Below are 14,332 nucleotides of genomic sequence, written 5' to 3' on the forward strand. Positions count from 1 at the left end.
TTCCGAATCCGAACTTTCTAATGATTCTTGCTCTGAGGATTGAGACTCTAATGATTCCTTTGATTCGTTCTGCTTGGAACTGCTGCACCCGCCCTTGGAACTGCTGGAACTTGAAAATGAACTTGAGCTGCTTGAGCTGGATGAGCTAAAATTTTTGGACAAAATTTCATCACCTCCTGCCCATATTGTGTCCGGTGGTGGATAGTTAAATACAGTGAAAGTGGTTTTAAGAAGAAAATGAGCATTGCTGCACCAGCACTTTAAAAATATCGCCCATGCCGCCGGGAAGAACCAGTTGTTTTATGGCCGAGGTTATTTTGTTGAATTCCGGGTTAGATGTATAGTCCGGTTGTTTTTGCAGGATATCCAAAATACCCATGTTTAATAAAAATTGTGGTTGAGTAGCTAATTCTATATCCTGTAAACCCAACTGTTTGCCCCAGGTGATCAATGTGGAGAAATTCACGTGGGCCGTGATATCTTGTCCGCCGACGTTGACCAAAGGGTTATCCACTAACCGGTGTTTATAAAAACAGCGCAGGGTGCCGTTAAATCGGTGGGCGGCGTAAAGTTCTCGAGATGTGGCGCCATAGTCGATAGTTATTAGGTAGCCATGCTTTAGATGACCGGCCACCTCGGCCAGCCACTGGCGGGCCTGCAGGTTGACTTCGGCCTGCTGCCCGTTTTCCAGCCTTATATTTTGCATGCTGAAGTATTCAGCCAGTTCCGGGGTTGACAATGGACCCGCCACCAGTGAGAACACGCTGCTGCTATTGCAATCATCATCATCACCGCATAAACCCACGTACAGTTCTTGCAGATCGTTGCCCTCTTGCCTGACCAGGTGCACCGGGAAGGCATCCACCAATTCATTGGCTAATACGCAGCCATTTGCTATGTGACCAGGGCCTATTTCTGCCAGTCTATCTATCCAGCAAAATTTATCATTGTCAGCCGGGCTGTTCCAAAGGATCTCTTGCTGAACTTTTTTTAGAGCGCTACTGATTTCAATTAGATAGTATGTCAGCACGTCGTATAAATCGGGATGATTATTTTGCAGGGCCGTGGCAATGTCTCGGGCCAGTATGCCGGTGCCGGGGCCGTATTCAGCCACCACCCACTGTTCCGGGCGGCCGGATGCCACCCACATTTGATCAATCCTGCGGGCCAGCATGGCACCGAATAGTGGGTTTACGGTTGGTGCGGTGTAAAAGTCACCGGCGCGTCCGATTTTAGCGCCCGGTGATGTATAATAGCCCAGTTCGGGATGATAAAGGGCCTGCTCCATGAACCGGGCAAAGGTTATGGGGCCGTTTCCCGCTATTTCTTGTTGTATAATCCCGGCCAGATCAGGCAAGTAAACCACTCCTTCACTTAAAAGCCATTTAAAAAAGCTATTTGAGCGCTAACACTAATGAGCTGTTAACTTCATCTATCTGACAATGCCCTGCCCGCAACACGTTTATCCCCCACCCGACGGGTGATTTTTTCCTTGTCCAGGTACTCAAGCAGCGGCAGCGCGTATTTGCGGGAAGTTTGAAGTATATCCCGCACTTCACCCAGCAATAATTCTCCCCTTTGGGCCAGGTGTTGTTTTATCAAGTTAGTTGCCTCTGAAAGCGCCCGCTGGTGGAAAAATAGGCCATCCGCAACTTTTACCAACGTACCCCGGGCCAGCAGGTAATTCAGCACTTCCTGGTCATCTTTAGTTATGCCCGCTTGCCGGGCTGCATCGCTCCAACCCGGTGGTTGGTACATGCCGGCCAGGTATATTTCCTCCAGACGTTTAACGCCGGTACTTAAGGCAGGTCCGGGCTGCGGTATAAAACCATGGGCGATTACACTATTAGCATGTAAATCGATATGACCGTTTTGTTCCAGGCAAACAAGCAGCATTTGAAATTGCTTGTTGTTAAGGGTGGGGAACAACCTGGAGCGCAGCTCCTCCTTGGGGTATCCCTCTCGCAGAGGGAATTTTTGGTGGTATTCCGTCAGAGCTTTTTTAATTTTGTCCGTCCATTCCGCTATTAACCGGCCGGATAGGTAAGCTTTTTCTCCTTCATGGGCCAGCTCCACGGCCCGTCCCTGATCAAGTAAATCCTGCAGTGCGCTGGCCGCAGTCTCTGCTGCCAGGCCGGTTCCTGAGATTAAATCGGACGGTGTGTATAGGCGGGCGCCAGCTGCCAGATATTGCTCAAGCAGTTCGGTGGGGGTGCCTTTTTCTGCGGTGGCCAGTGCTTCGATAAGCTCGTCCCGGTAGCGTTTATGCTTGACTGCTGTGGGGTCGATAACCAGCCCTCCGCCAATGGTGCGCATGGGTGAATAGGAGCGAATCACCAGGTGGTCCCCTCTGGCCGTCGCTACCGGTTCTTCCATCTGCAGCTGAATATATGTTTCCGCACCAGGCTCCAGTTCTTCGCGGTCCAGCAGGATCACCCTGCCCAGTACTTCCGCCGTGCCCAGGTATACCCGCACCCTGGCCCGGTGTTTTAATGGTTTGGGTGCACTGGATAAATACTGCAACTTAACGTCCAGCCGGTGAGCGGGGTGCAGGCTGCCCGATAAAGCTAAAACTTGACCGCGGTTCAGTTCACTGGTTTCCAGCCCGGATAAGTTGATGGCCACTCGCTGGCCGGCCTCGGCAGTATCCACCTTATGTCCGTGCACCTGAAGATTGCGCACCCGGTATACCCCGCCTGCCGGGTAAATCTGCAGGTTGTCCCCGGTTTTGATTTGTCCCGAAAGCAGCGTACCCGTGGCCACCGTGCCAAATCCTGTGACGGTAAAAACACGGTCCACGGGCAGGCGGGGCGGTCCCGCGGATTTATTTTCCTTTATATCAGCGGCCAATTGATCAATCACCAATTTCAGTTCGTCAATACCCTCACCGCTAACTGCAGATACGTTAATAAGGGGTGCTTTTTCCAGTACCGTGCCCTTAATAAAATCGCGGACATCTTCGGTGACCATATCCAGCCATTCTTCATCCACTAAATCCTTTTTGGTGATCACCACCACACCACGTTTAACATTGAGCAGCTGAATAATATCCAGGTGTTCCCTGGTTTGGGGCATGACTCCCTCGTCTGCGGCGATGACCAATAAAACAATATCTATGCCACCAACACCGGCCAGCATGTTTTTAATAAACCTTTCGTGACCGGGCACGTCAATGATGCCTGCGGTTTGACCGCTTGCCAGCTTGAGATATGCAAAACCTAATTCAATGGAAATACCACGTTCCTTTTCTTCTTTAAGACGGTCGGTGTCTACGCCTGTTAGCGCTTTGATGAGTACCGTTTTACCGTGGTCCACATGGCCTGCCGTACCGATAATGATATGTTTCATGAGGCAACACCTCCCTTGAGCACTCCGACCAGCACTTCTACCAGGGCGGTTTCTTCACCCGGTAAAAGGGTACGCACATCCAGCAGTAATTTCTCATCCTGCAGCCTGCCGATCACTGCGGGCTCCGCCTCCCGCAGGCTGGCGGCTAATTCAAAAACTGTCATGCAGCGGGGGGCAACTTCTACTGCCCAGGAGGGTAGATCGGCAGTGGGCAAAGCCCCTCCCCCCACTGCTGAAGGCGTTTGTACCGGGGTGAATAAAGCCTGGTCACCGGCTGCGGCGGTCAGCTCTGCACTTAAAGATTGTGCTCTTTGGCGCAATATATTGATGTCCGCGGTAAGCATATTCAGGGTGGGGATGCGCTGCCAGGCCGTTTGGAGGTCGATATATTCCCGCAGGGTGGCCTCCAGGGCGGATACGGTAAATTTATCAATACGCACCGCCCTGGTGAGGGGGTTCTTTTTCATGCGATCCAGGTATTCCTTTTTACCTAAAATAATGCCCGCCTGGGGGCCGCCCAGCAGCTTGTCCCCGGAAAAAGTGACCACATCGGCACCGTCTTTGACCACTTGCTGCACAGTGGGCTCTGCAGGTAGCCCGCAGGTGCCCAGATTCACCAGTGACCCGCTGCCCAGGTCGGACATCACCGGTAGTTTGGTGTCCCGGCCAAGTTCAACCAGTTCGGCGATGGAAGTTTCCCTGGTGAATCCCACTATGCGATAATTACTGGTATGTACATGCAACAATAATGCCGTTTCCGGGGTTATGGCCTTCTGGTAGTCGGTGGCATAGGTTTTGTTGGTGGCACCAACTTCCACCAGCCGGGCACCGCTCTGGGCCATTACTTCGGGTATGCGAAAGGAGCCTCCTATTTCCACCAGCTGCCCCCGGGAAACAATCACTTCCCGGCCCCGTGCCAGGGTGCCCAGAGCCAGCAGTACGGCGGCGGCGTTGTTGTTTACTACCAGCGCGGCCTCGGCACCGGTCAGTTGGGTAAGTAAATGTTCCACCGGGGCATAGCGCGATCCCCGTTTACCGGTGGCCAGATCCAATTCCAGGTTGGAATAACCCGATGCAGCATTATTAATGGCTTGCCGGGCGCTTTCCCCCAGCACCGCCCGCCCCAGGTTGGTATGCAGCACCACCCCGGTGGCATTGAGCACCCGGCGCAGGTTGGGGCGGTTTTGGGAACGGGCACGGTAAACCGCTCTTTGTACAATTATGCCCATAAAAAAGTCCCGGGCCTGCTGTTCGGGCTGCTCCTGCAACCGGTTCGCCGCCAGTTCCTCTCTTAATTGAATAATGGTATCCCTAATTGCTTTTAGCACCAGCGGTCGTGGCACTGACCGGACCAAGTCCGCTATGACGGGATCTTTAAGCACCTCGTCCACCGCTGGTATCTGCCTTAGCAAGCGGGTATGGTTATTTACTGACATATAGAACCTCCCGATATTACTGTCCTAAACATTATATGGCAGCGGCACCTGCGGCGCAAGGGGACGGGCCATGTCGCAATTAAGCGGGTATGATTCTTATGCGGGGTGCAGTGAAAAACTTAACAACAAATATTTTAAATTCCGGCTCGCCGGCGTACTCGCTGAATGGCTTCACTGCATTGCTTCATTAAGTTAGTCTCGTCAATACTGGTTAACCGGCCATTCTCGTAAACTATTTGCCCGTCCACCATAGTTAGTGTGACATCACTACTCCTGGCCTGGTAGATCAGCTGGCTGTAGATATTAGTGTCATCCACCGGCGCACAATGCAGATTGTTTAAATTAATCATAGCCAGGTCAGCTTTTTTGCCTACTTCCAGGGAACCAATTTGCTGTTCCAAGCCCATCGCTACAGCTCCTCCCAGTGTAGCCAGCTCAAATGTTTGCCAGGCAGGCATGGCCGTGGGGCCGTGCAGCGGCTTTTGGATTAAGGCCGCAGTGCGCATTTCCATAAACTGGTCCAAGTTATTATTACAGGGGGCACCGTCTGCCCCGATGGATACGTGAACGCCTTGCTCCAACATTTGGGGTATAGAGGCTATGCCCGAGCCAAGTTTGAGGTTGGAAGAGGGGCAGTGCACCACTCTAGTACCGCTGCGACGCAATATCTCTATTTCCGTGCTATCCAGCCAGATGCAGTGAGCCAATATTAAATTGGTGCCTGTCATACCCAGGTGATCAAAATAAACGACATTGCGCATGCCCCGCTCGGCCTGCACAATAGCGATTTCGTCCTGGTTTTCCGAGGCGTGGGTGTGCACCGCTACGTTGTAATGGCGGGCTAAATTTCGCACTTGAATAAGCATTTCTTCGCTGCAGGAAACGGCAAAGCGAGGGCTAAATGCGTAGAGCAGCCGACCTTCCCCGGCACCGTGCCATTTTTCCAGCAGGTCGACGCTTTGCTGTAGTGATGTGCTGGTTTGCTCCAGCAGATTGCCGACCCCTGCTGGACCGCAGTTCATCATGCATTTGCCGCTCATGGCCCGGATGCCGGCATCCACAATAGCTTGGAAGGCACATTCGGTGTGGTGCACCGTTTCCATATCTATAATGGCAGTGGTGCCGCCCCGGAATAGTTCGCCGATGCCCAATAGAGCCGAGTAATAGATGGATGCGGGATCGTGAGCCGCTTCCAGGGGCCAGATGCGGGTTTGCAGCCAGTCCATTAAAAGCATGTCATCAGCCAGACCCCTGAAAAGTGTCTGGCAGAGGTGTACGTGGGTTTGGATCAGACCGGGAATGACCACTTGACCCTGGGCGTCAATAACCCGGTCGGCAGCATGGCTTGAGCTGTCAATGGCGGTGATGCGGTCGTTTTCCACCAGTAAGCTGCCCCGCAGTATTTGGCGGTCGGGGTTCATCGTTACGATAAGTGCGTTTTTAATTAATGTACTGGACAATGAGTGCTATCCTCCTGGTACGTATAAATTGCGGTTGACAAACTATATTAAGCAGAGCTTCTCGCGTGGTTGTACAGATGGGTAATATGCCGTAAACACGGTCAAGCTATTTGCCTACGTCTTTTTTCTTTTACCCCGGTTGGCTTCTTCAAATCTGGTTAGCTTTGTTTTCCTACCAAAGATAACTATAATATCGCCCTGTTTTAAGCGAGTGTTTGCTGTGGGCTGAACCGGTTCGTTACCTTGATACACCAGCATAACCCATATGCCAAACCGGTTGGAAGTGTTAAGCTCTTCCAATGTTTTATTCGCAAAGCCTTGTCCTACTTCCAGCTGTTCCACCACAAATCCCTGGGGCAGTTCCAGCATGTCAATTTCCGCCTCGGTGGAGATAACGTGGGCCAGCCGGCGCCCCATATCCCGCTCCGGGAAAACAACCCTGTCCGCGCCCATCTTTTGTAGTACATTGCCTCTTCTTTGATTGGGTGCTTTCACCGATACCGGTACTCCGGCATCCTTTAAAATGCTGGTGGCTATTAAGGCACCTTCAAAATCTGCCCCTAAAGCCACCACTGCCTCATCAAAATTTTTTTCTCCGACAATTTTTACTAATTCCTCATCATCATCTCCTACGTCAAGAACAGCGCCTGAAACAACCATATCCCGCACATCATCCAAGTTTTCTTCATCCAGGTCAATGGCAAAAATATCGTGTCCTCTGTCATATAGCCCTTCGATAACGCCCCGGCCGAAACGGCCTACACCGATAACCAGCACGGATTTTTTCACTGATCTAATACACCTTCCTAAAAATTATAATTCTGATGCTCATCCAATAAGAATATCCTCTTTCATATAATGGGAGCGGCGCTTTTCTTTGCCGGCCAGCACCACCACCACTGTTAAAACACCAATACGGCCCACAAACATTACTAGCCCGATCAGCGCCATTCCAAAGGGGGATAAATGAGATGTTATACCCGTGGATAAGCCCACCGTGGCCATTGCCGAGACCACTTCAAACAGTACCGGCACCAGCGGCAAACCTTCCACAATCATAAGCAGTAATGTAATGATCGCCACCAGCATACCGGCCATGACCACCACCGTAAAGGCTTTGGTTACACTTTCCGGAGCGATTTCCCTTTCAAAAAGCACCACTGCTTTTTTACCCCGTACAATGGACCAAACGGCCAAAACAACCGTGCCAAAGGTGGTTGTTTTAATCCCTCCACCTACGGAACCCGGGCTGGCCCCAATGAACATCATTATAATCATTAAAAAAATAAAGGGCTCGCTCCATGACATGATCGGAACGGTGGTAAATCCGGCGGTGCGGGTAGCTGCTTGAAACAGGCTGATCACAATCTTATCCTCCGGAGGTGCGCCCGCCAGAGTGTGGTTATATTCACTGGCCAAGAAAAAAATACTTCCCAACAGGGTAACTGCTCCGGTAACCAGTAATACCATGCGGCTGTGCAAGCTTAGCCTGTGCCATTTGCGCACCAAAAACAGTTCTTGTAAAACAACAAAGCCCAGGCTGCCCAGGATAATCAGGGCAATCATCACCAGATTGATACCCAGGTAATCGCGGAAAGGTTCCAGGCTTTGCCCGGTTAGGTCAAAGCCCGCACCGTTAAATGCGCTTACCGCATGAAATACTACGAATAACAGCCCTTCAATTAGGCCGTTATCCCATACGCCGGGAAAAAGAAAGGCTAATATAACAGCACCAATGCTTTCCAGCACCAGAGTCAGTAAAAAGATATTCAGCACCAAGCGAATTACTCCGGACATGCTAAAATAATTGCGGTCCTGTACAACCAGCAGGCGGTGGCCAAGATGGATACGCAGTCCCAGCATGGCCAGTATGATGGTGGCCAGGGCCATAAGTCCCAACCCGCCAATTTGTATCAAAATCATGATTACCATATGCCCGAACATGGTCCAGTGGGTGGCTGTGGTGACCACCGTAAGCCCGGTTACCGTGAGGGCGGAGGTGGCGGTAAACCAGGCCTGTACTAGATTTGCCGGTCCAGGTTCGGTGGATGCTATAGGCAGCAAAAGCAGCAGCGTACCCACCAGGTCTACCAGTGCATAGCTAATCAGCAGCAATTGCCCTGGTTTAAGTTTCTTGTACATTTTTACCTCTGATTATTAATATGGAATGCAAGTTGCAAGTTCTTCTACACTTATCGAGTTAGACGACGCCCACCGTTCCCATTATTTTTTGCCTGACATAATAATTATTTCTGTATATTAGCAAAGTAATTACCATTATCTTTACTTCTAGCAGTATCGTTTAGCATAGCAGTTTATCAGAACGGTCGAGACATCCAATATACAATCTTAGTTTTTAGAATAACAAAACATCAAGGTAGTCGCAATGAGTAAAGTAAAAAAACGAACACTTCTGTACGGCATTTATTTGGTACAGGGCATTGTGGTGGTTTACTCCAAAACGATTATTGCATCGGCGGCGCAGGCACCCCGGCCTTCGGAAAACACAATCAGCGGGTTGATGTCCAGCTCGGCAATTTGGGGAAAGTCCTGGGCCAGGCGGGACACCCGCTGGATAACCTCAACCATTGCTATTTTATCGGAGGGCGGCATTCCCCGCAGGCCATCCAGCACGCGCCTGCCTTTTAATTCTTCCAACATCTCCATGGCGTCCAGCGGAGCCACGGGTACCACCCTCAGGGCTGCATCCTTCAGCGCTTCCACAAATATGCCCCCCATACCCACCAGCACTGTGGAGCCAAATACGCTGTCCCGGGCAATACCTACGATCATTTCGATACCGGCGGGCAGCATTTGCTGTACCAGCACACCCTTGATATCCGCATCGGCCTTGTAGGCCCGGGCGTTATCCAGCAGGCGGTTAAATCCACTGCGTACTTCATCCGGTGTATTTGCGTTTAATAACACTCCCCCGGCATCAGTTTTATGCAGTATATCAGGTGACTCTATTTTCATAACCACAGGGTATCCGATGGCCTCAGCTGCATCTGCGGCTTCTTCCCCGGTAGTGGCTAATTGTTCCCGTGTGGTGGGTATGCCATAGGCTTGCAGTAATTGCTTAGCTGAGTGCTCGGATAATTTAGCACCACGTGGTAAATTACCCAACAAAGCCGCTACCTTTTCCCTGGCGTCCGATGGCACTTCCGGCGCTACAAGCTTGCTTTTCCGGCGGGACCGGACAAAATTGTGATAATCGGCCAGCGCGGCCAGTCCTTTGACTATGGAATCCAATTCCCGGGCCGCGGGGGCCAGCTGGCTGTTCATGTATTGCAGGGCCTCAAACACTGCTTTATCGGGGCCCCAGGTCAGGTTGAAAACCGGTTTATTTGTTTGTTGTGCCACCCTGATCATCTGATCAAGGTTGCCCTTGTCCCCCAACTCTGTCCAGTAGGCCACGATCATCATATCCACCTGGGGGTCGTTGATGACAATTTGGGCACATTGTTCCAACAGGCCGGGTTGGGTCATGATAGCCGAGGTGATGTCCACAGGATTGGCGGTGGAAGCAAAGTCGGGTAACAGCGCTGCCAGAGCCGACCTGGTTTTATCCTGAAGGGTTACCACTTCCAGCCCGTAGTGAGCGCATTTGTCCGCCAGCATAACGCCGATGCCGCCCGAGCTGGCTATGATGGCCACCCGCTTGCCCCGGGGTATTTTCCCGTTATGTAGCAGGGATAGCATGTTTTGAAATTCTTCCAGGCTTTCTACTCGAACAACGCCTTTTTGCTTAAACACGGCACTGTATACTTTTTCTGAGCCCACCATTGCTCCGGTATGGGAGGCGGCGGCCCGGGCTGACGCAGGGTAGCTGCCTGCCTTCATCAGCAGGACAGGTTTTTCATTGGCCAAAGCCATATCCAGAGCATTTAAAAATTTAGGGCCGTCCTTGACGCCTTCCAGGTAACCGCCGATCACCCGGGTATGAGCATCGGCAGCCATGTAGCCCAGGTAGTGGGAAAACTCCAAATCCGCTTCGTTACCGGTGCCGACAAAATGACTGAAGCCATAGCCCTTTTCCTTGACTATCTGGAAAATGGCCACTCCGAAGCCGCCACTTTGGGAGATGAAGCCCAAGTAATCTGGTACCAGCACTTTTGTGGGCAGCTCGGTAATAAAAAAATTAGCCATCAGTGCGTTACGGGCACTAAAAATGCCCATGCAGTTGGGTCCGCAGACGCGCATGCCGGTTGACCGGGCCAGCGCGGTTATTTGCTGCTGAATGGCCGCACCATCGGCGCTTACTTCGGCAAAGCCCGAAGTAAAAATGATTACCCCCCGGACTCCTTTGTCGGCGCATTCTTTTAGAGCGCCCATGGTCATGTGGGCCGGCACCGCAATAATACACAAATCTACCTGGTCCGGGATATCCTGCAGTGTAGGGTAACAGGGTAAGCCATGCAATGTATCGTAATTGGGGTTCACCGGGTATACCCGCCCCTTAAAACCGTAGCGGGTCAGGGAGACCAGCGGTTGGCCGCTGGGTTTGGCAGGGTTTTGAGATGCTCCGATAATAGCGATTGAGTTGGGCTGAAAAAGGGGTGTTAGACTATTTAATTCATTCTTTAAATCTGCCGTAATCATTTAAAGCCTCCTCCTGGATGTTACAATGAATTGGTATTCACCATCTTTTGGGTTATTGTACCATAAAAATGTAACTAAAGGTGACAAAATGTAACAAGTTGTTTAAAATGCTCTGCTCAGCATAAAACTCAAATCCCCGCATCCGTTAAACGGTGCGGGGATCAGTGAATTCTTTGATGATGGTGTAGTCGGTGCGCCGCTGGGCGGGTATAAAACCGGCATCGTAGATGCACCGGTGGATTTCTTCCAGAGGTACCCGGTAGGTTACCCCGGCGGCCCGCACCACGTTTTCTTCCAGCATGGTGCTGCCAAAGTCATTGGCGCCAAAGGTTAGGGCGAGTTGGGCGATTTTGGCGCCCTGGGTGACCCAGGAGGCTTGAATATTGGGTATGTTATCTAACATAATGCGTGCTACGGCCACTGTTTTCAGGTAATCCACCGCTCCGGCCACAGTCCCTCCCAATTTGGTATTACGGGGTTGGAAACTCCAGGGGATAAAAGCGGTGAATCCGCCGGTGGCATCCTGTTGTTCTCGCACCCGTACCATGTGCATTACCCGTTCGGAGGTGGTTTCCACATGCCCGAACATCATGGTGGCAGTGGTTTTCATGCCCAGGTGGTGGGCGCTGTCCATAACATCCATCCACAGTCGCCAGCTTATCTTGTTGGGGCTGATGATCCGGCGCACCCGGTCTACCAGTATTTCGGCACCGCCGCCGGGCAGCGAATCCAGCCCCGCATCTTTTAGCCGGGCCAGCACCTCAGTGATGGACCGTCCCGACTTACGGCATAAGTGTATAATCTCCGGTGGAGAAAAAGAATGAATGTGGATGTGAAACCGTTCTTTTATGGATTGCAGCATATCCACATAATAATCAATGTTTAAAGCGGGATGCAGGCCTCCCTGGATAAGCAGTTCAGTACCGCCTACAGCCAGAGTTTGTTCTATTTTTTCAAAAAGGGCGGCCTTATCCAATATATAGGCGTCTGGATCGCCGACGCTGCGATAAAAGGCACAAAAGCGGCACTGGCAGGTACACACGTTGGTGTAGTTGATATTGCGGTCAATAATGTAGGTGACCCTTTGCTGTGGGTGCAGCCGCTGCCTGATAGTGTTGGCCACGTGACCCAATTCAAGTAATTCGCCTTTTTCCAGCAAGATGGAACCATCCACAGCGGATAGTCGCCTGCCGGACAGGGCTTTTTGCAGTAGATCGGGCACTTCCGGTGCAGTATGCAATTGTTTGCCACCTGCCTTGTAATTACTTTTTTTTAGCTTGTTCGAAAAGTACGCTTTGGTGCCGGGTGTTGAAAGGTTGAAAATCTAAGATTTTCAACCTTTCAACACCCGGCACCTATCAGAGCGACGAAAGCTTTGAGGAACAAAGCTATTGGGAAAAAGTGAGTACTGCATAAGTTAACCAACTTAAAAACTCGAAGTGTATCCACGCACTTAAAAATTCGAAGTGTATTGCTCACGGACTTTTCGAATAGACTTTAGTCCGCTTAACCAACAAATTAACTTTAATCAACTAAACCCCAAATATTAAGCTTTACTCGCTCCTCAATAATGCCGCTTTTGTAAGCGTAATCATAAAAGGTAAGCAGCGCCTTTTGTTCTGCTTCGCCCAGTTCATGGTGGATAGTATCCAGGTAATGATCCACCACTTCAAATGGCAGACCCGACCGTCGCTGGGACTTTTCCAGCAGTGCTTCCCTTTGGGAGAGACCAATTTGCTTGGCTTCATAAAGTAGGCTGGCTGCTTGATCTATGACGTGAGGTGCTGTTTGACCCAGGGCGGCGTGGGTTACCCACACGGCGTAGACCATTTTATGCCCGGTGAATTCCTTCCAAGCTTCGCCCAGGTCAGTGACGATAAGTTCCCGGTGGTCCTTAAGCACCTGCTGGTGGGCCTGCATGGCATCATCACCAATAAGCAGCGCCCCGTCGGCTGCGGCCAGCATAGCGTCCAGATCGGGGGCGACACTGATCATCTCAACATCCACATGGTAAAAATGCTCAAACAGTATGCGCAGCAGCACTACCGAAGTGGCGGAGGAGGTGGTCACGGCAATGGTTTTGCCTTCCAGTTCGGTGGGTGGCAGCTGGCTGAAAAAAAGAATGCTTTCCACCCGACCGTCAGCGCTGATGGACAGGTTGGGTAAAATAATACATTGGTTCGCATGTCTGGCGTACTCAATAGAGGAAATAGGGGTTATATCCAGCTCCCCATCTAAAAACATTTTATTTAACTTGCTGGGCGGACCTTTGACTAATTCTATATCGCCTACCAGCAGGCCCTCTTCCAGGGCATGGTAAACTGGTATGCAGTTGATATATTCAACCTGTCCCAGGCGAACTTCGGACATTAAAAACCCTCCTCTACTACATTGTAAAGCGTATCGCGCTGCACAGGGTTAAAACCCGCGCTTTTAATTAGGTGCACCAGTTCGCTTTTCGTCATGGACTGCACAGTATCAGCCCCGGCATCGTGGGCGATTTTTTCTTCTACCACAGTGCCGTCAAGATCATCCACGCCAAAAGACAAAGATATCTGGGCCAGTTTAGGCCCCACATAAATCCAAAAAGATTTGATATGATCAAAATTATCCAGCAGCAGGCGGGCAATGGCCAGTACCTTCAGGTCGTCGTAACCAGTGGTGCCGGTTAAACCTAGTTGTTCCAGAGCCGTGTTTTGGGGATGAAACGCCAGGGGGATAAAAGTCAGGAAGCCGCCTGTGCGATCTTGCAGTTCACGCAGGCGCAGCAGGTGGTCCACCCTCTCCTCAATAGTTTCCACATGCCCGTACAGCATGGTGGCGTTGGTGCGCATGCCAAGTTCATGGGCAGCTTGGTGCACCGCCAGCCAGGTGTCGCCGTCTATTTTCTTGGAACAGATAATTTCCCGAACCCGGGGCGAAAATACCTCCGCGCCGCCACCCGGCAGCGAGTCAAGGCCGGCCTTTTGTAAAGCAGCCAGCACATCCCTGTAGCTCATGTTATGCAGCCGGGCCAGGTATTCAATTTCCACCGCGGTGAGTGATTGGATCACTACCCCGGGCAGTGCCCGGCGCAGCCGCTGCATCATCTCCAGATAGTAATCCAAAGTTAAATCTGGGTTAAGCCCGCCTACGATGTGCAGTTCAGATATGTTCAGGTCGGCGCAGGAACGGGCTTTTGACTCGATTTCATCCAGGGTCATGGTGTAGGTGCCGGAATGATCTGCGTCACGTCCAAAGGCACATAGCTGGCAGCGGTTTACGCATATATTGGTATGGTTTATGTGCCTGTTGGCAATAAAATATGTTTTACGACCGTTTTTCCTTTCCCGAACCAGATTGGCCATTTGGCCGATGGCCAGTAATTCATTCGATTGAAAAAGTTTTATGCCGTCCTCTGCATTAAGCCGCTGGTTTGCCGCAACTTTAGCAGCAATAGCTGCCAGCGGGCTGGATTCGCTGAGCATGATAATCCCCCTTAGATTA

11 protein-coding genes are annotated in these 14,332 nt (G+C 51.2%); 1 reads left to right on the forward strand and 10 read right to left on the reverse strand.

What is annotated here, in order from left to right; genetic code table 11:
- Positions 1–73 precede the first annotated feature (73 nt).
- On the forward strand, positions 74–205 hold the full coding sequence (locus DESGI_RS26050) for a hypothetical protein (protein WP_281168102.1): 132 nt from the start codon (positions 74–76) through the stop codon (positions 203–205).
- Positions 206–226: 21 nt separating this feature from the next.
- Here the strand turns inward: DESGI_RS26050 and DESGI_RS10035 are convergent, their stop codons facing one another.
- The 10 genes from DESGI_RS10035 to mqnE form a co-directional block, all read right to left on the reverse strand.
- A complete protein-coding gene (locus tag DESGI_RS10035; protein WP_006521968.1) occupies positions 227–1,357 on the reverse strand; it encodes a class I SAM-dependent methyltransferase in 1,131 nt (376 codons plus the stop codon).
- Positions 1,358–1,428: 71 nt separating this feature from the next.
- Positions 1,429–3,348 (reverse strand): selenocysteine-specific translation elongation factor, encoded by a 1,920-nt coding sequence (gene selB / locus DESGI_RS10040; protein ID WP_006521969.1) that lies wholly within the window; start codon positions 3,346–3,348, stop codon positions 1,429–1,431.
- A complete protein-coding gene (selA, locus tag DESGI_RS10045; protein WP_006521970.1) occupies positions 3,345–4,784 on the reverse strand; it encodes an L-seryl-tRNA(Sec) selenium transferase in 1,440 nt (479 codons plus the stop codon). The genes selB and selA overlap by 4 nt, the downstream gene beginning before the upstream one ends.
- Before the next feature lie 134 nt (positions 4,785–4,918).
- Positions 4,919–6,244 (reverse strand): 5'-deoxyadenosine deaminase, encoded by a 1,326-nt coding sequence (locus tag DESGI_RS10050; RefSeq protein ID WP_006521971.1) that lies wholly within the window; start codon positions 6,242–6,244, stop codon positions 4,919–4,921.
- Positions 6,245–6,358: 114 nt separating this feature from the next.
- Positions 6,359–7,033 carry a potassium channel family protein gene (locus DESGI_RS10055; RefSeq protein ID WP_006521972.1) on the reverse strand — a complete coding sequence of 225 codons (675 nt, stop codon included), beginning with the start codon at positions 7,031–7,033 and terminating at the stop codon, positions 6,359–6,361.
- 39 nt (positions 7,034–7,072) lie between these two features.
- Entirely contained in the window at positions 7,073–8,386 is a 1,314-nt protein-coding gene (locus tag DESGI_RS10060; protein ID WP_006521973.1) for a TrkH family potassium uptake protein, read from the reverse strand.
- A gap of 309 nt (positions 8,387–8,695) precedes the next feature.
- A complete protein-coding gene (locus tag DESGI_RS10065) occupies positions 8,696–10,846 on the reverse strand; it encodes an acetate--CoA ligase family protein (RefSeq protein ID WP_006521974.1) in 2,151 nt (716 codons plus the stop codon).
- A gap of 145 nt (positions 10,847–10,991) precedes the next feature.
- Positions 10,992–12,086: a cyclic dehypoxanthinyl futalosine synthase gene (mqnC, locus tag DESGI_RS10070; protein ID WP_006521975.1), complete on the reverse strand. Its 1,095-nt coding sequence runs from the start codon at positions 12,084–12,086 to the stop codon at positions 10,992–10,994.
- 284 nt (positions 12,087–12,370) lie between these two features.
- Positions 12,371–13,216: a menaquinone biosynthetic enzyme MqnA/MqnD family protein gene (locus DESGI_RS10075; RefSeq protein ID WP_006521976.1), complete on the reverse strand. Its 846-nt coding sequence runs from the start codon at positions 13,214–13,216 to the stop codon at positions 12,371–12,373.
- Positions 13,216–14,313, reverse strand: coding sequence for an aminofutalosine synthase MqnE (mqnE, locus tag DESGI_RS10080; RefSeq protein ID WP_006521977.1), 1,098 nt, complete (start codon positions 14,311–14,313; stop codon positions 13,216–13,218). Before mqnE ends, DESGI_RS10075 begins: the two co-directional genes overlap by 1 nt.
- Between the last annotated feature and the right edge of the window lie 19 nt (positions 14,314–14,332).

Origin of the sequence: Desulfoscipio gibsoniae DSM 7213 (assembly GCF_000233715.2) — a bacterium.
In the GTDB taxonomy this organism is placed as follows: Bacteria; Bacillota; Desulfotomaculia; order Desulfotomaculales; family Desulfallaceae; genus Sporotomaculum; species Sporotomaculum gibsoniae.

Coding starts and splice junctions, on each gene's coding strand:
- DESGI_RS10060 (WP_006521973.1), bottom strand. CDS start 8,386: ATGTACAAGAAACTTAAACCAGGGCAATTGCTGCTGATTAGCTATGCA.
- DESGI_RS10075 (WP_006521976.1), bottom strand. CDS start 13,216: ATGTCCGAAGTTCGCCTGGGACAGGTTGAATATATCAACTGCATACCA.
- DESGI_RS10065 (WP_006521974.1), bottom strand. CDS start 10,846: ATGATTACGGCAGATTTAAAGAATGAATTAAATAGTCTAACACCCCTT.
- selB (WP_006521969.1), bottom strand. CDS start 3,348: ATGAAACATATCATTATCGGTACGGCAGGCCATGTGGACCACGGTAAA.
- mqnE (WP_006521977.1), bottom strand. CDS start 14,313: ATGCTCAGCGAATCCAGCCCGCTGGCAGCTATTGCTGCTAAAGTTGCG.
- selA (WP_006521970.1), bottom strand. CDS start 4,784: ATGTCAGTAAATAACCATACCCGCTTGCTAAGGCAGATACCAGCGGTG.